Consider the following 18,049-nt stretch of genomic DNA (forward strand, 5'->3'; position numbering starts at 1 on the left):
AATGCCTGCTATGATGTGTTAATTTATGTAAATTTAAACGGGTGGTGTTGAGTAACTTTACCTAACACTATAACTTATGACAAGGTACCACCAATATTTACTGTTAACCATTTTTTTAGGGGCTGCAGGTCAATCAGCCGAAGCTCAACATAAAGCTACTCCATATTACCCCACCCACGCAGAAGTGCTGCAAAACTACAAAGCGGCCGATGCGCTTGATTCAGCCTTAAAGAAGATTCCGATTATCACCGGCGTCAGGCCCAACTGGCAGGCTGGGGGGAATGAATTCTGGTACGGTAAAAAAACTGCTAACAACCAAACAGCTTATATTTTGGTTGATCCTGAAAAGGGAACAAAGAAAACCATTTTTGAAAGCAGTCAGTTAAGTAATGAGGTAAGCAAAGCAACAGGCAAACCTGTGAAAGATGGCGGCTTCCGTATTGAAGATATGTTTTTTAGTGCCGATAAAAAGCAGGCAACATTTAAAACAGGCGGTACCTGGCTCAAGTGTGATTTGGGCACATTGCAATGCATTAAAACTATCGATACGGTACATCAAAGTTATGATAACGAGAAACCACTACAGGAACGCCATTACCGTTGGGAAGGTGTTAGCGCCGATTCTGTATCGCCCGACAAACAATGGGCTGCTTTTGTAAAAGGCGGAAACATCATCATTAAATCGTTAAAAAACTCAACGGAGATCAAGTTAACCACCGATGGTAATTTAGATAAACCTTACGGCGAGCTTACATGGTCGCCGGATAGTAAGCACATTGTTGGTTATCGCATTGACCCTAAGAAAACAAAAGAAGTTTATTACTTGCTTAGTTCGGTACCCGGTACCACGCGGGCGGTATTGAAATCACATGAGTATGATCAGCCGGGCGATGAATTTACCTCGTATCAGCAATATATATTTAACATCGCTGATAAAAGCGCGATAAAAACCGATGCTGAAAAGATCGACTTTTTTGGTGCGCCGCGATTGCATTGGCACGATGGCGACAGCCGTTATTTTACCTATGAAAAAGCAGATCGGGGCCACCAGCGTTTCAGGGTTATTGAGGTAGATGTTACCACCGATAAAACCCGAAACATCATTGATGAAAAAACAAACACTTTTATTTACGAGCAAAGAATCTTTACTTATTACGCCTCCAAAACGCATGAGATAGTGTGGATCACCGAGAAAGATGGATGGCGTCATATTTACCTGGTTGATGAATTGAGTGGTAAAGAAAAATTGGTGACCAAAGGCGATTGGGTAATACGCGATATTGATAGCGTTGATGTTAAGAAAAGGCAGATCTGGTTTAAAGGAAGCGGTAAAAATACCGGTGAAGACCCTTACTTCATGCACTATTACCGTATTGACTTTGATGGTAAAAATCTTGTTGACCTTACGCCCGAAAAAGGCAACCATAGCCTAAGCTTTTCGCCCGATAGAAAATATTACATCGATACGTATTCGGAAGTTAATATAGCTCCCCGCATTGTAATAAAAAACACAGCCGACCTGAAAACGGTTATGGAGCTTGAACATGCCGATTTGACCGGTCTTTTGGCCACAGGTGTTAAACTTCCTGAAGTGTTTGTCGCCAAGGCGAGGGATGGCAAAACCGATATCTGGGGCGTGGTATATCGTCCGGCCAATATGGATCCCAATAAAAGCTACCCGGTAATTGAAAATATTTATGCCGGCCCGCAGGACTCATTTGTGCCTAAAAGTTTTTCCGCTGTGAATGAGATGCAAAGCATAGCCCAACTGGGTTTTATTGTGGTACAAATGGATGGCATGGGTACGGCCAACCGCTCAAAGGCTTTTCATGATGTATGCTGGCATAACCTCGCTGATGCCGGTTTCGCCGACCGTATTTTATGGATGCAGGCGCTTGCTGCTAAATATCCGCAGGTTGATATCAGCAGGATAGGCGTTTACGGCACATCTGCAGGCGGGCAAAATTCGGCAGGGGCATTGCTGTTCCACCCTGAATTTTATAAAGCTGCGGTATCTGCCTGTGGCTGTCATGATAATCGAATAGATAAACAATGGTGGAACGAGCAGTGGATGGGCTACCCTGTTGGGCCGCATTATGAGCAGCAATCAAACATCACTAACGCCGGTAAATTGCAGGGCGATTTGATGCTGATAGTAGGTGAAGCTGATAATAATGTTCCGCCTGAGTCAACCTTCCGTTTTGCGGATGCGTTGATCAAAAACAATAAAATGTTCGACCTGCTGGTGGTGCCGGGCATGGGTCATAGCGATGGCGGCCCTTACGGCCGTAAAAAGAAACGCGACTTTTTTGTAAAGCACCTGCTTAATACAGAGCCGCCTGCAAGAAACACCGATGAGTTAGCACATAATTAATTTTGCTGGGTAGGTAACACAATGCGAAAATTTCAGTTGATAGTTTTCTTTTCCTTGTGTCTGGCTGTTTTAAACAGTTCTGCACAGCAACAATCGGCAACAGAGCCGGGTAATGGCAATCCCATTATTCCCGGCTACTTTGCCGACCCAACCGTTCGCAAGTTTGGCGATACCTACTACATTTATGCTACCACCGATGGCAACGGCGGCGGGCACGGCCCATCACAGGTTTGGACATCCAAAGATTTTGTGAACTGGACCATGCATGATATGAACTGGCCAACCTCCAATTACTATTGGGCCCCGGATGTTATCAATGGTAACGATGGCAAGTATTACATGTACTACTGCCAGCCGGTTGACATTTATGGCGCATCGTCAGCAAGCCCTACCGGGCCGTGGACGCCCTTACTGCCCGATGGCAAATCAATGATCCCCAATTACTTTATCCCCGGGGTGATTACGCTGGATGGACAAACCTTTAAAGATGATGACGGAAAGATCTATATGTTTTGGGGTACCTGGGGCATCTATCCTGATCATGGTTGCGGCGTAGGTTTGTTAAACCCGGATATGCACACCTTTGCCAAAACGGCAAAGATTCCCAATACTATTGCGAAAGATTTTTTTGAAGCGCCCTTCATGTTTAAGCGCAAGGGCATCTATTATTTCACCTACTCATCCGGCCTATGCGAAGACTCCACCTACAGGGTTCAATACGCCATCAGTAAGACCGGGCCAATGGGGCCATTTGAGTTCGGCAAAAACAACCCGGTGCTAAGTACCAATGCTGATGGAACTATCCACGGGCCGGGCCACGAGTCGGTTGTGCAGGTGGGAGATGATTTTTATATGGTGTATCACCGCCATAATAACCCGCACTCCAACGGGGGCTATCACCGGCAGGTTTGCGCAGATAAGATCCTGTTTGATGCCGAAGGCAATATTGAAAAGATTGTTCCTACCCATCTTGGAGTTGGGCTATTAGGAAAAAGTACTATTAATGCTCCCGACGAAGCTTATCAAAAAAAGGTGACAGCCTCATCTTTTTACAACGAAAATTATAAGCCATCATTTGCACTTGATAACAATAACGGCACCTTATGGAAACCTGCCGATAACAGTCGCAAGACGGCTTGGATCACCATCGATTTAGGTGCGATAAAGACCGTGCAGCAGGTATTAACGCAATTTGAATATGCAACGTGGTACTACCAATACCTTGTAGAATCATCGGTAGATGGCAAAAACTGGAAGCCTTTTGCTGATAGAACAGAGAATAAGCAACATGGCTCGCCGATGGTAGATTCAGGAAATGCGCAGGCCCGGTTTATACGCTTAACAATTACCGGCACAGAATATCCGGGTTTATACAAAGCGATTTGGAACGTAAAAGTTTACGGCGAGAGGGTAGTAACTGGCAACGTTGATCCTGTCAATAAAAAAGAAACATCAACGGCTGTAGTTTCAAACGAGAAAGAAGGTTTATTGGTAAACCTAAACGCCGATAATTTTCAGGCCGGCGAAGCGGTAACCCAATGGGTTAACAAAGGTGCCTTGAGCGGTAGTTTTACTGCGAATGGTAAACCTCCTGTTATTGATATCATCGCTGGTAAAAAGGCATTGTTGTTTAACGGTACGCAATCGCTTGAATCAACTGTAGCCGTACCCCGGTCGCTTGCCGGCAACAACAGTTATACTGTATCGTATGAGGTTTACGCCGATCTGATCAAAGATGAAAACCCAGTATTAAGCTGGACAAACGGCGAATCAGATCATCGCAGCGCTACTTTCGGCTATGGAAGCAACCGAACTGCCGGCGCTGTTCAGCATTTTGGTGTTTCCGACTTTCAATACAAAACAATGCCCGCTGCCGGGAAATGGCACCAGGTTGTAGTTACGTTTGATGGATCGTTCGAAAAACTATTTGTAGATGGCGAGCTGAATAATGCAGAAAACAAGATGCTGTTTTTACAGCTTGCAGATAAATTTATCATCGGTGCAAAAACAAACCGTTCGGCTTATTTTTCAGGTGCTATTTCCTCGCTTAAAATTTATAATCAACCGCTGGCCGATAGTGTGATAAAGCAATGGGCTTTACACCCTGCCAAATCAGATATCTCCCTTTACCTCGATGCCGCGAAACTTAACTATGGTCCGCTTCAAAAATGGATAAACAACGGAGGTGCAGGCGGGGCGTTTCAATCTGCTAATGGGCGGGTAGCAGAAGTAAGGGATATTAAAGGAAAAATAGCTGTTAGTTTTAATGGCAAAAGCCCGCTTATGTTTAATAACGATGTTGCTGTTAATAGCGAAGAAGGTTACAGCGTAGCATTAAGCGTTTATCAAAGTGCATCAACGCAAAACGGTTCGATACTGAGAGCACAATCGTTGAAAGAGCCTTTCATCAATGCCGGTGAATATTTAGGTACGGGCAAATGGCACTATGTTATAAAAGCTGTTAGCGGAAATGTCGCTAAATTATATGTAGATGGTGCTCTGGTTGCAACAACATCAAATACAGACAAGCTCACCGGCAAGCTTTTACTGGGCGATGGTTTTAATGGTGCGGTATCTAATCTTGTGGTCTATAAACATAGCTTATCATCAGCAGAAATTAAACAATTGAGCCTGGGTTGGAAACAGAACTATCATCCGCCTATAGCAGGTTCGTTTGCATTTAAAGCTGCTCCGACGGCTGTAACACCCGGCATGGTTGAAATGGAGGCGCCCGAATATGCTTCTGTAAAATCAAACCTGCAATATGATTTTATTAACGAGACAGATAACCGCAAATCAAGCGGCTGGCAGGCTGATCCGCATTATATCAGTTATGGGCTTGCGGCCGATAAAAATTATAGCTACTCTTTTAAAGTTAAAGACAACTATGGTAATGTAAGTTCAAAAACTGCCGCATTGCCGGTGAGCACATCATCAGCATTATTTAATGTTATTGCAGATGGGTTTACGGTTAATAAAGATTTTGTAATCAATGGCACAACCGGCACTATATGGAATGGTTTGACAGGTGGAGATAAGCCGGATGATAAGGTATTTATAGGAGACGGCGTGCTAACTCTGGAATCAAAAGGTTCAAACTGGGACGGTAACTTGCCTTATGGGCCATTTTTATACCGTAATGTTTTGGGCGATTTTGTGGCCGAGGTAGAAGTAGCTGACGTAAGTGGCCTTAAGGACAAAAAGGTGGCCGGTAACAGTGATATGGGCTTGATGGTACGCAAAGCAAAACGACCCGGTACTGAAGGCAGCGAAAACCTGATCCAGAACAGTATTTTTCCGGCCTGGAATTGTGGCAACATGCTCACCAATTTTAAAACCGGCGACCGGATGCAAACCAATACCCAAACCGGCTGGAATTATAACCGTTATCTGCAGATCCAAAAATCGGGTGATGTGTTTTACATCAGGAGCAGTAGTGACGGCATACATTGGACTGATCTGCCCGGAAGTCCGGTATTAAGGCCTGATTTAAACGGTGCTGATCTGCAAATCGGCCTTTACCATAGCACCTACGGGCCATACCGTTCATATGTTAAATTCTCTAATTTTAAGCTCATCAGCAGGAAATAAATATGTGATCCACTGTTTGGAGCTCTGAAACTAAGCAAGTAAGCCATGTTTAATTAAAAACATGGCTTACCAACAGCGCTATAATCTTGATTGTTTAGTGGATAGGCAGGACTCTGACAAATGTACCAGACGCATTAAAAATTAAAGCGTATTTGGTATTGTTTGATGTAATCAACACAACGTAACCTTGCAGGGTTCCGCCGGGGCTTTCAGAAAATGCTTTATCAAATACGTAGCCCGGATAAGTAGCAGTAAGATAAGTGGTAATAGCAGCCGGTAAGTTAGCTTCAGCTACTACAGCATGTTTTAAATCGTGTTTTTCTATCTGAATACGTTTTACAAGTTTGCCTGCCGCGGTTACCGTTGTTGAGTAAAGTACCCCGTTCTGGCTTATCAAAATGTATACGTTATCAGGTGCGATAGAGGCATGCAACAAAGTATCTGTTGGATAGGTTGTTGAAAAATAGCTGCTTACAGCAGCAGGAAGGGCCGAAATAGCAATGGTATCGCGGTGTTTACTGTCACGATTATCAAAGAATCCGCCTAAGTGCCATCCTGGTCCTTTAAGGTCAACACCTTCGCGTTGCTCAAGGATGCTTACAAACGTACCAGCAGCAGTGAATTTGAGGCCAACCAAAGCGCTGTTATATTTGATAACTACAATGTAGTTGATAACTGTTTTAGTACTATCAGTAATGGAGTATGCTTTTTTGAATGTATAACCGCTGTAATTAGCTGTAAGGTAAGTGCCGATAGCTGTAGGTAATGTGCTAAAAGCAACGGAGTCTTTGGTATCATGCTTGCCATAGCAGCCAACCATATAAACGCTGTCGGTAGTAGTTCCGGACGACGCAAGGCTAATAGCGATGGCGCCGGTTGATGTGACGGCTGATGACGAAACGCTGCCGGCCGAAGCTGATTTTGAAGCGTTTTCCTTTTTACATGATGCCAGGCCGATTATTGTGCCGACCATCAATAGTGAGGCGTAAAATGATTTCATTTTCATAGAATTAATTTAAATTGATAATTAGCGCTGCCTTTTTTCGGACAGGTTTAATTAAAATTAATTTGGAAAATCGGGCCGTCGGGAAATGTGTCGACAAATGAGTGATTTAAATCGACGTATGAAGAATATGTTTTTTGTTGTAGAGACGCATCACATGCGTCTTGCGCATGAAGGTATTTAATGCGCAAATTTGCTGTCGGAGACGCATGTGATGCGTCTCTACGAAAAATTTAAACCGGGCTAATTACATCTGGCTAAGCCATCGGTGCTGGAAGCATCAGCAGGTTTGATGATCAGCGCTTTTTCAAAAAAAGGTTTTGCTTCCGATTTTTTTCCAGCCATAAGCATCGACCAGGCCAGCATATGGTTGCCGTCATAATCAAAAGGATAAAGCGTTACTACTACCCTGAAAAGCTTAATAGCGGGTTCGTATTGCTTACGGTTATAATAAATTACGCCGGCCCAATAATTGGCCTGTGTGTTTTGAGGGTCTATTTTCAGGATAGCAAGATATTGTTCCAGCACTTTATCCCAGTTTTGCAAAAAGGAGAGCGGCTTTATATAGCCAAACTTAGCCTCAATAGCGCCGGGCTTCAGGTTAACTGCTTTTTGATAATAGGTTTGCGAAGCAGTGTAGTTTTTATTGAGGTAATGAAGCCAACCCAGCCTGATGGCTATCTCATAATTATTTTCCGAATAGTAGGGGTAAATATCGGCAATGGCAGCAACGTAGTTTTTGTTTAATTCATTGGTATAACTGTTGTGAAAAGCTTTTTGAAGCACCACATTTGTCTGTGCCTGCAATTGTGCTGCAAATACAAATAAAAAAATGGGAATAAAGGTCTTCTTTAAAATTTCCATGTTATACCTAACGTAACAGAGTTTTGGTTATAGTTAACAGCACGGTAAATGTCTGTTTTCTTTTCATAAAAGTAATTTAAATTCAATAAGGCATGGTTACCTAACTGATAAAAAACGCTTTCACCGCATTTAAATTTTGTAGGATCGATGGCGTTATACACATAAAGCCCGTCTGCATCCAGGTAATCATCCTGGTTGCCAAAAGTAGCGGCTGTTTCCAGCCACGTTTTGTTTAACACTTTAAATCCCACCGACTGGCTATAAATGAAATGCGTTACTCCGCTTAAATTCAGTACCGATGCCCTGCTTGTGGTGTATAAATTCAAGTTTCCCAGTGGATAAAAATCCACTTTGGCATCATATTGTTTTAAGGTTTTATTAATGAGTTTGCCCAAATTAACATCGCCCTGCAAATCAATGTAGCGGGTATCATATTTTATTCCTAACAGCCCAAGGTTACTTTGGTAAATATTGCTCCGGTAGCTGGTGTGTAAATAATGGTACGCGCCAAGTAAATTGATGTTTTTAGTCAAAGAATATTTCGCTTTAGCATAATATTCAAACTGGCGGTCGGTTTTGCCTGTTTGGTTAATGTAATCAATATAGCCCGATCTGAATATATTCTGTTTGAAAAACATAAATGATTGATCCAACTGCAAACGCCACGATAATCTTAAACCGATACCCGCGCGTTCAAAAAAGCCGTTGTCGCGTTCGTGGTTATTCGGCAATTTTATGCCGCTTTCTAAAACCGCATCAGTTAAACCAAAGGGTGATAACTTGATAGCACGCAGGGTTGCTGTGTCTAAATGCGATGCATTGTAAAACGCGGTGTTATTGTTGTTGATATAGGTGTTGCAGTAGTAAGCATACAAATATGCAGTGACATTTTGGGGCTCTTTAAGTAAAACCCGGTTAAACTGATAGATGGCCGCTTTATAGTTACCGGTAAGCATATAAGCATACCCGGCCTTAAAGCGCAAGGTAGGAGAGTCTACACTTTTAGCAACCGATTGATTTACAAACCTGATAAGTTGTTTCCAGTTGCCGGCATTGTACAATTGTTCGGCGGTACTATCGGCCGTGGCAAGTTTATTATCTTGTGCACGGGTTACAAGAGCAGCAAATAGCAAGGCAAAAAGTATGGTTAATTTTCTGTACTCCATTGTGCTTCAATATGCTGACCGTTTGTATTTATAATGAGGGCTTGCAGGCTGCTATGATCTACAAAAATGGTTGCCTCTGTAAGGGACAATGTTCTACCTGCAATTTCCTGGTATTGTTTGGATACAATGTTTAACCCTGTTTTTTTTAACTGTATCCCGCTTTTATATTTTATGCTGATGAACCGGTAAAAAGGCGCAATAAAATCCTGCAGCCAAAGCAATGTTTTGTTATGGGTAAGCGGTACCGGGAACTCATCATTAGCCGGGCTATACCCGGCATCGTTAAAAATAACTTTATATGCGGCAAGGTAAAAATAGTGGAGGAGCGACGTTTTATCGCCATAAAAGCTGGTGAAGTAAAACATAGTTCCATTGTTAATAAAATAAGCAACGGCACCTGTTGTTTTGCAGTAGATGTATGACTGTCCTAATTCATCTTTAAAAACTTCCCATTCTTCGGTTGAGCCGTTTCCGTTAACTAATTTAGATACGAAGCCCGGTTGCAGGTCGAATGCTTTTTTGAGTGGCGTATTGATTTCGGGGTTGCTTATTAATTCGTTTTCATTTGGGATATTGTAGCTTACAAAGATGGTTTGATCAGCTTTTTTGGTAAAATAATAGGCGAGCGGATAAGGCAGTGTTTTAGATCCTATATAAGGCGTAGCCTGCAACTGGAAATGCAAATGCGGCTCGGGCGACCGACCCGAATTACCGCAGAAACCCAGCAGATCACCTTGTTTTACGATATCGCCGGGTTTAACTTTTACAGAGTTTTTTTTGAGGTGCGAGAGTTTGGAATAAAGCCCTTCGGCGTGGCGTATCACTACGGTGTTCCCCCAGTTTTCCTTCAGGTTTTCCTCGCCTATGTCGTTATCTTCTACATGGTTTACAACCTGTTCTACAATGCCGTCGCCGCAGGCCAGTACCGGCTTATTGAAACAATAAAAATGTTCAGGAAGGGTACCGGGATGCTGAAATGTTTTTTGTTCATCATCCGTAATCACAAAATCAAGCGCCTGGCCCCATTCGCCTTTGTGGGTAATGCTACCATTATAACCCTGCGAAACCGTCCAATAGCCCATAAACGGCAAATTGAGCCTCATGTATTTCAGATCGTTCAGCCTGTTTTGCAGGTTTAAAATATGATAAAGATTTTTTTCGGGCGAGTAATGCTGTGCTATGGTTAACTGCAATTTGGGGTGATGACCGGTTAACTTTAAAAAATAAAGCAGGCTGATATTAAGCACGCAAAACGGTAATGAAAAAACAGGCAGCGCATGCAAGGCCATGAGTGTGGTAAGGGCATTAATGAGTATGAAACCCAAGGGGATGCAAAGAATTGCCAGCAGGTAAGAGCGTAACGATGGGATGGTGAAAAAGCTGCTGATGGCCATTGAAGCCATCATTAAATTGGCACCAAGGTGGTAATAGCTGATACCCTCTGGGTAGGTATTTGTGATGTTGTTAAACCCGCAGGCCGTTAAAAAGCTAATGATAAGCAGGCTGAATGCAATGCGCGAATGCACAAGTATCCCTATAGCAATAAGCATTCCGGTTATGATATTATGCTGAAATAGAATTGCGCTCAATGAACGGAAAAATAAGCTCATCAGTTTTGGTAACGTTGTGGCAAGATAACCTTCGGCGCCGGCCAGGTTACCCGGGCCAGTGTAAATTTCTTCGAGCAGGGAGCTGCTTTTTTGTGATAATCCAGTGTTGAAGATGCTGTTGGATGCCAGCAGTACAAGCCAGAAAACCAGGATAAATGGCAGTGAAAGTATAGGTAAACCCGGTTTACTCATGCGCTTTGACATAATGATGGTAGCAAGCACTACCAGGCAACAGGCAACCGCCAGCCAGGTCACAAACATGACGTTAACCTGGAAAAAAGCACCAAATGCTATCCCTGATAATAAACAGTTAAAGCTGTAAATTCCTGCCCGGTAATCTTCGTTATCCTGTTTTGCTGATTTTGTTATCAGCAAAGAGAAAATGACGCAACTCAACCCTGCAAAGCCGGATACCGGGTTGAAAAATGATACCAGCAGCAAAATAACCCCCAATACCCGGTTTTGAGAAAAAAACAGAACCGAATAGGAATTGATGACGGTTTTTATGAATGCTGGAATTTGCTTCACTTGTTGTTATTTAAATGAGCGGGTACTAACTCTGGTTCGGCAGTATATTCCAATGTTTCGTTTTTGCGGATGAGATGCGTACGCAACTTCTCGTCTATCAACACAACAGCAGGCCTTAAAGTGATGAATTGCATCCATTGGGTCATGTTGTAAGCGCCAACCTTGTGCACAACAACCTGGTCGCCGGGATTTAGCAGGGGCAGGTTAATGCTTTCCCTGATCACATCAATGTTCATGCAAAGCGGCCCGTATATCACTGTGTTTTCGGTATGTGCTGCAAAATCATTAGCAGGGCTTACCTGGTGTTCATACCAAAAAGATGTAAACAGGATATTGACCCCAAAATCAACTATGACAGCGCTTTTGCCATTGGCTAAACGTTTGTTGGCAATAACAGTGCCCAGCAGGTAACCGGCATCATCTATTAAAACGCGCCCGCTTTCCAATATCAGCAGCGGCAGGTCATCATTGGCAAAGCCAAAATTGAGCAAAGCCGAAGTTATGACTTCAGCAAAGTCGTCAACCGTCGGCACGGTATCATTCCCCGGCAGGTAAGCACCTTTTAGTGTATTAGTTGAGGGGAAACCGCCTCCCAGGTCAAGATATTCTATTTTATGATTAAGTTCGGTCTGGCAGCGAACAGCCAGTTCGGCCAGTTTATTAGCTGCTATACCATAAGCATCGGCAGAGAGCATATAGGTACCGATATGGCAATGCAGGCCCACCAATTGCAGACTTCCCGAGCCTGTGATCTTTGTAACCGCCGACCAGGCTTCTCCATTTTCATAGTTAAAACCAAAGCGGTCCCAAAGTGGGTAAACGCCGGTATCCATATTTATACGGATGGCCACACGTGGCTTATTGGCCATGTTTTTACTTAAGGTAAGCAGCAGGTTAAGCTCATCAAAATGATCAATATGGATCAGCGAATCATGCTCGATGGCCAACTGCAGATCGTTGAGAGATTTGCCCGGTCCGTTAAAAATGATCTTGTTGCCCGGTACGCCATTGCCCAATGCTTTACGGTATTCAAAGCCCGAAACAACCTCCGCCCAACTGCCTTCCTGGTGAAAAATCTGACAAACAGCATTGAGGTAATTGGTTTTATAGCTCCATGCAAATTGTACCTTTGGGTAGCGGGTGCTAAAAGCGCGGTATGCTGCCCGGTAGTTTTTGCGGATTTGTTTTTCGGACAATACAAACACCGGCGAACCGTAGTTTTCGATCAGGCTTTTAACCGAAACGCCATCGATGCTTTTAACGGGCTGCACACCGGTGCGGGAGCCGAATTTATTAAGGGCACCGGCCTGTAGTTTTTTTATATATGGTTTCTCGTATGGCAGCTTTTCCATCGTTATAAATTATAATTCGCCAAACGCCGAGATCTGCTGAAAATCGGCGATGTCGGCAATATGGTCCCACGAATAGCGGACAAACAGTTTGCCGGCCTGGTAATCGGCATAGGGCTCAACGGTTTCACCCATCGCTATTTTGGCCAATGCCGCAGGCTGGTTTTGGCCGGCGGCGGCAGTTAAATAAACCCATGCCGGAAATCGGGGATTAATTTCCAATATGTATAAATGTCCGTCGGCATTGCTCATGACCTCCATTTCGTAACCGCCTTTCCAGTTGCTTACGCGGGCAAAGTTGTCGGCCAGTTGGGTAAGCTTATCATCTTTAATGGTAACGCCCGCCCAGGCCTTCCCTTTATCGGTAATATAAAGCTTGCGCATAGCCACCAAGCTGATGTTGTTGCCATTACCATCGCCAAGTGCCGCGATGTTGATTTCGTTGCCCTTGATGTATTGCTGGGCTATTACCGGCACGCCCCAGGCTGCATACAATTGATGAAAGGCTTTCAATGCCTGATCCATCGTGTATACAACATAAGCCTCATAAAACTTGCCTTTTATTACCATAGGAAAGTTGAACTCAGCAGCCGCTTTTTTAATATCATCGGTTGTGTAAAGCTTATGGTCGGCGGGCACGTAAAAACCATTTTTTGTGCCGAAATTTTTTAGGTTCACCTTATCTCTCAACGCCAGTTGCTGGTATGTCGGAAGATAGGTCGCAATACCCATTTGCTGCAATTGCGGCGCTATCTTTATAAAATTGAACAGCTCCGAATCAAAATTGGGGATAATGAGATGAAGCTTTTCCTGCCGGTTGATATATGCCAAACGTTCAGCGAGGGCTGCCGTACCTTCGGTGGGATAGGGGACCTGGTAAGTTTTATTTACCTGATCCCGTAGGTAAATCCCGGGCTCCAGCGACTCGTACGACAGTCCAATTATGCGCAAACCATCTCCAAAATACTCTTTTAAAGAACGGATGACCGCCATCCCCGGCCCCGGATTGTCATTGGCATTGAGCCCGGTAACAGCAATACATAAATCAGCGTACTTGTTTGGCATCATCCTTAAATTTCGAGCAGGTTTGCTTCTTTTAGCTGCAGCATCCAATTATCCCAATCCCTGTTAAGCTGGCTTTCGCTCACTTCATACCTGCTCAGAATATCCTGCTTGATATCATCTTCGGTTTTGCCGCTTTTCATAGCCTCAAGCAGTTTTGCCGCCATACCGTTACCGGAAAATGAATCGCCGGTGGCAGGGTTAAAAATAAACCCGTTTTCGCTGGTGGCTATGTTGCTCTTGAGTTTCATTTTATAAGTGCAGGGTTGTTTAATTAATAAAAGCTAAACTTAGCAGGTTTATATGAGTTTACAAAACCAGCTTCAGGATGCCATCAGGTATTCTATCCTTGATGCAAGCACTTCCATATCCAGCGGTTTTACAAACAAGGCATCGCATTTATAAGAATCGGCCTGTGCTTTTTTTGTTTTAAAAGCGGTTACAATAATGATAGGTACATTGCATAGCTGCTTATCATCCTTAAAGTCCCGGCAAACCAGTTCACAATCGTTATCTACCAACAAATAATCCAGAATGATCAAATCCGGATTAATCATTTTAGCTTTATCATATATAGCATTAGGGTCAAAAGTTAAATGCACATTAAAATCGCCATAGTACATAATGTCATCAATGACGGATAACATCCGGCTGTTTTTATCAAGTACTAAGATGGTTTTTTTATCGCCTGCTGTTTTCATGACTTTAAGGATTAGTGTCAATTTTAACAATATAAAGTTGAGGCTATTTAAGGGGTTGTAAAATAATGTGTCGTTCAACGCCTTTAATGTGCCGATGAATTGATTATTTGTGCCAGTATTTGATAAAATCGGTATAGTTTGTACCTACAGGAAGCTCCACATCGGTTAGTTTTACCTTGCGGTTGTGGATAGACCTGATCTGATCACGCGCTACCACGAAGCTGCGGTGAATACGAATAAACTTTGACGCAGGCAGCTTTTCAATTGCACTTTTCAATGGCATCAGTGTTAGTATGGGTTTGGCTACACCCAATATATGGATCTTGATGTAATCCTGCATGCTTTCAATATATTCAATGTCTTTGATATTGATCTTGATGAGCCTGTATTCTGAATGCACATACAGAAAGTCGCCTTCGTTTGTGGTATCGGCGTGCTTATACTGATAATAACCAATTGCTTTTTGAACTGCCGTGTCAAAGCGCAGGTTATTGATTGGTTTCAGCAGATAATCTACCGCTTCCAGTTCGTAACCTTCATATGCGTAATTTTTGTAGGCAGTGGTAAAAATGATCATTGGTTTATCAGTCAATGATTTTACCAGGTCGATACCGGTAATATCAGGCATGTTAATATCTATAAACAGCACATCTACCTTGTTCATTTTCAGGTATTCCCCGCCCGATATGGCATCCTCAAAAGTATTAACCAATGTTAGCGCGGGATATTCAGCTACATATTTTTCAATTATTTGAAGGGCCAGCGGCTCGTCATCAATAGCTACACATTTTAATTGCATTATAAACAGTTTAAGCGTTAATCTCCAGTTCAACAATGAAATTGCCATCGGCTATGCTAATGTCAAGCCGGTGTTTGTTAGGATAAATATGTTGCAGGCGCTGGCGGTTATTGGCAATGCCAATCCCTTTCCGTTCGGTGGCAGGTCGTTTTTCGAAAATGGTATTTTTGCAGATGAACAGCATTTGGTTGCCGTTTACCCTTAAGCAGATATTAATAACTGATGGCTGGTGTTTACTTACGCCATATTTAAAAACGTTTTCAATAAAGGTCATCAGTATCAGGGGCGGAATTTTTTGATTGTCAATCTTGCCCGAAACTTCAAAATCAAGCTTTGTTTTTTTGCCGAGTCGCAGGCGTTGCAGATCGATATAATCGTTGATACAATCAACTTCATTTTGCAGTAAAACAAAATCCTCCGTTACCTCATCGGTTACATAGCGCATGATGTTAGAGAGTTTCATGATGCTCTCGGAAGTATGCTCGCTATTGGTAACCGATAAGGCATAAATATTATTCAGCGTATTGAATAAAAAATGAGGATTGATCTGGGCTTTAAGAAAAGAGAGTTCGGCATGAGCTTTTTCGGCCTCGGCACGGGTAACCATCTGCTCGGTAAGCTGCCATTTTTGAACCGTGGCAATGGCAACGCTCAGTCCCATTACAATGATAAAAATAAATAAGCCTACCATATCAATATTACCGGATTGATGAATAAAAATAATGCGGTTGGTGGGTTTAAGGCTGGGGTCCTGCATCCGCAGATCTTCGTGCGGCAACGGGCCAAAAGGCATGTTTTGCTGATTAGGTGCTGAGCTGTCAATGCCCGTAAGCGTAATTTGCGGCCCTATAGGCTGTGGATTAGGGGCTGTTGTTGCTACAGGTTTATTCCCTTTAACAAGGTTGTGAAGGAGCAGGTTATCAAAAGGCTGCAAAAAGTAAACAAAGCCTGAAAGTAATAGCACAATAAGCCCATACCAGACATATCTTTTACGGAACACGAACTTTGGCACCAGATACCAGGCGTTCAGGTAAAACATAAATATATAGGTGAGACAAAACAGCCAGTAGTAAGGCGAAAACAGGACGGTATAGGTGCCGGCACTGCTTTGCTGTGTGCGGTTCATGAATAATAGCGGGAACCCTAAAAACACAAGCCAGCCTGCAGCATGAATGAAAAAAGTGGTTGCTTTTGAGCGGATCATTTTATTTTAAGATTCTTTTATTCATCAATGCCGGAGCTACTGGCTGGCACATATTTTAGCATCGAATTTAAAAAAAGCACCTGTACATTGCACAGGTGCTTCATCTTATACGAAAAAAACTATAATTCAGTGTCCCTGCTTCTGAATTATAAATCAAAGGTGAAGATGAGCGGGGGTTTTAACAACCATGTGTCGGTGAATTGGGAAATTGTATAGATGAACGGGGTAGCGGCGTGTTTTACCTAAAAATAGGGATGAGTGGATTATATAAGAAAGCCCCCTTGCACTCGCTGTTTGGGGGCTATCACCTAAACCTTATCACTGATCAAATTATTATTTGATGGTGTAAAGGTAGCCCTGAGGTTTTAATCTGAAATTTTGTACCGACGAACAAGGTAATTGAATGGATGGAGGGGGAGTTTTGGATATTTTATGAATTTAATTCAGCGTTTTTATTAACATTGATTATAATCCAACAAATTATGAAGCTACTTCTTACATCTGCCGGAATCAGCAATATGAGTATTCAAAATGCTTTGATAGAGCTGTTGGGCAAACCGTTTGCCGAAGCGAACGCCCTTTTTATCCCTACCGCGATATACGCTATACCCAACGGTGGCGACATAGTACGAAGGGTTATTTGCGGGTCCTTAGGTGATCCCTTTTGCCAATTGGGTTGGAAGTCGCTGGGCTTATTGGAACTTACCGCCTTACCCAGTATCAAAAAAGAGTTATGGGTTGATATGCTCCGGGAAACCGATGCTTTACTGGTAGGTGGTGGAGACTGCCAGTACCTGACCTATTGGATGCAGCAATCCGGGCTGGCGGATCTGCTGCCCTCGCTTTTACAAAAGATGGTATATGTTGGCCTGAGTGCCGGTAGTATGATCATGACCCGCTTTGGTACTACCTATGGCAACCATATGCTGCCGGCTGATAGTGATAAGTCATTAAGTTTTGTTGACTTTGCTATCCACCCGCATTTGGATCATGAGTGGTTCCCGAACAATTCCCTGGCCAATATTGAGAAACTGGCTGCTTCCATACCAGTACAATCATACGCTATTGACGATCAAACCGCGATTAAAGTGATTGACGGAGCCGTCGAGGTTATTTCTGAGGGGCATTGGAAATTATTTACTCCTGAGATTATGGCAGGCCGCTAAAGGATATTCAAAGCCCCGTTTGAGGTACATACCCTGCACTGAACATGTTCACAATTGACCGGGGAGTTAGTACTGTGATTATATCCACATTGGGGAGCCTTATTCCTTTTTGGTATCCGGCAGGGCTCCATAAATACAACAGGTTATCTTTGAGTAAATGTGATTTGTCATCATAAATTACAAATGTGCCGTTAGGCAGGGCTTTTAGTTTTTCTTGATAGGTAACTTTTGACTTATCAGCTGTAATGCGCTCTGCCTGCAAAATGTCATCTATTTTGGCTACCGGTGTTTTCATGTCAAAACCGTATTGAGGGTTGCCTTTTAGCCAAAACTCTTTAAATCGCTGATGATCCTTATACCTGCATTGAAAACAAGGCCGGTGCCCTGCTGAAAATGCCGTGGCTTCATCAAGGAAGAAGAGTTCAGTCCAGCGGTCGGACTGCATGATTTCCCGGTGTCGGCCCCTGAACTCCAAAGCGCAGGTTATCCAGGCTTTAATTTTAAAAGCGCGCACAATTTCCTTGTCTTCATTATGGATTACGCCCCGGTTACCGAGCCAGGAACCTCGCGCTGTCGTTTTAATAAGTTGTCCAAATGGATTTACGCGGTTCTGCAGCATGTTATACGTTGTT

The 18,049-nt window shown here is 43.2% G+C and carries 14 protein-coding genes; 3 read left to right on the forward strand and 11 right to left on the reverse strand.

The window, feature by feature from the left end; genetic code table 11:
* Positions 1-76: 76 nt before the first annotated feature.
* Together IEX80_RS11665 and IEX80_RS11670 are read left to right on the forward strand one after the other, a co-directional pair.
* The gene (locus IEX80_RS11665) at positions 77-2,374 is read left to right on the forward strand and encodes a S9 family peptidase (protein ID WP_188832999.1); all 2,298 of its coding nucleotides are present in this window, start codon (positions 77-79) and stop codon (positions 2,372-2,374) included.
* A 21-nt stretch (positions 2,375-2,395) separates the two neighbouring features.
* On the forward strand, positions 2,396-5,965 hold the full coding sequence (locus IEX80_RS11670) for a family 43 glycosylhydrolase (RefSeq protein WP_188833000.1): 3,570 nt from the start codon (positions 2,396-2,398) through the stop codon (positions 5,963-5,965).
* 94 nt (positions 5,966-6,059) lie between these two features.
* On the opposite strand, the gene IEX80_RS11675 is transcribed toward IEX80_RS11670, so the two are convergent.
* The 10 genes from IEX80_RS11675 to IEX80_RS11720 form a co-directional block, all read right to left on the reverse strand.
* Positions 6,060-6,965 (reverse strand): PepSY-like domain-containing protein, encoded by a 906-nt coding sequence (locus IEX80_RS11675; protein WP_175490047.1) that lies wholly within the window; start codon positions 6,963-6,965, stop codon positions 6,060-6,062.
* Positions 6,966-7,211: 246 nt separating this feature from the next.
* On the reverse strand, positions 7,212-7,832 hold the full coding sequence (locus IEX80_RS11680) for a tetratricopeptide repeat protein (protein ID WP_090531421.1): 621 nt from the start codon (positions 7,830-7,832) through the stop codon (positions 7,212-7,214).
* Positions 7,820-8,998, reverse strand: coding sequence for a tetratricopeptide repeat protein (locus IEX80_RS11685; RefSeq protein WP_090531423.1), 1,179 nt, complete (start codon positions 8,996-8,998; stop codon positions 7,820-7,822). Before IEX80_RS11685 ends, IEX80_RS11680 begins: the two co-directional genes overlap by 13 nt.
* Positions 8,980-11,136, reverse strand: a complete 2,157-nt coding sequence (locus IEX80_RS11690; protein ID WP_188833001.1) for an urea transporter — start codon at positions 11,134-11,136, stop codon at positions 8,980-8,982. The genes IEX80_RS11685 and IEX80_RS11690 overlap by 19 nt, the downstream gene beginning before the upstream one ends.
* A complete protein-coding gene (locus tag IEX80_RS11695) occupies positions 11,133-12,488 on the reverse strand; it encodes a type III PLP-dependent enzyme domain-containing protein (protein WP_188833002.1) in 1,356 nt (451 codons plus the stop codon). The genes IEX80_RS11690 and IEX80_RS11695 overlap by 4 nt, the downstream gene beginning before the upstream one ends.
* 9 nt (positions 12,489-12,497) lie before the next feature.
* On the reverse strand, positions 12,498-13,553 hold the full coding sequence (locus IEX80_RS11700; protein WP_188833003.1) for an ATP-grasp domain-containing protein: 1,056 nt from the start codon (positions 13,551-13,553) through the stop codon (positions 12,498-12,500).
* A 2-nt stretch (positions 13,554-13,555) separates the two neighbouring features.
* A complete protein-coding gene (locus tag IEX80_RS11705) occupies positions 13,556-13,798 on the reverse strand; it encodes a PqqD family protein (protein WP_090531431.1) in 243 nt (80 codons plus the stop codon).
* A gap of 72 nt (positions 13,799-13,870) precedes the next feature.
* Positions 13,871-14,248: a response regulator gene (locus tag IEX80_RS11710; protein ID WP_090531434.1), complete on the reverse strand. Its 378-nt coding sequence runs from the start codon at positions 14,246-14,248 to the stop codon at positions 13,871-13,873.
* 103 nt (positions 14,249-14,351) lie between these two features.
* Positions 14,352-15,047, reverse strand: a complete 696-nt coding sequence (locus IEX80_RS11715; protein ID WP_188833004.1) for a LytR/AlgR family response regulator transcription factor — start codon at positions 15,045-15,047, stop codon at positions 14,352-14,354.
* Positions 15,048-15,057: 10 nt separating this feature from the next.
* Complete coding sequence (locus IEX80_RS11720; RefSeq protein ID WP_188833005.1) at positions 15,058-16,251, reverse strand: sensor histidine kinase; 1,194 nt, start codon at positions 16,249-16,251, stop codon at positions 15,058-15,060.
* A gap of 482 nt (positions 16,252-16,733) precedes the next feature.
* On the opposite strand from IEX80_RS11720, the gene IEX80_RS11725 reads away from it, so the two are divergent.
* Positions 16,734-17,417, forward strand: a complete 684-nt coding sequence (locus tag IEX80_RS11725) for a Type 1 glutamine amidotransferase-like domain-containing protein (protein ID WP_188833006.1) — start codon at positions 16,734-16,736, stop codon at positions 17,415-17,417.
* A 7-nt stretch (positions 17,418-17,424) separates the two neighbouring features.
* Here IEX80_RS11725 and IEX80_RS11730 read toward each other — a convergent pair whose 3' ends face one another.
* Positions 17,425-18,036 carry a hypothetical protein gene (locus IEX80_RS11730; RefSeq protein ID WP_188833007.1) on the reverse strand — a complete coding sequence of 204 codons (612 nt, stop codon included), beginning with the start codon at positions 18,034-18,036 and terminating at the stop codon, positions 17,425-17,427.
* Positions 18,037-18,049 lie beyond the last annotated feature (13 nt).

The organism is Mucilaginibacter rubeus (assembly GCF_014643835.1).
GTDB classification, from domain to species: Bacteria; Bacteroidota; Bacteroidia; order Sphingobacteriales; family Sphingobacteriaceae; genus Mucilaginibacter; species Mucilaginibacter rubeus.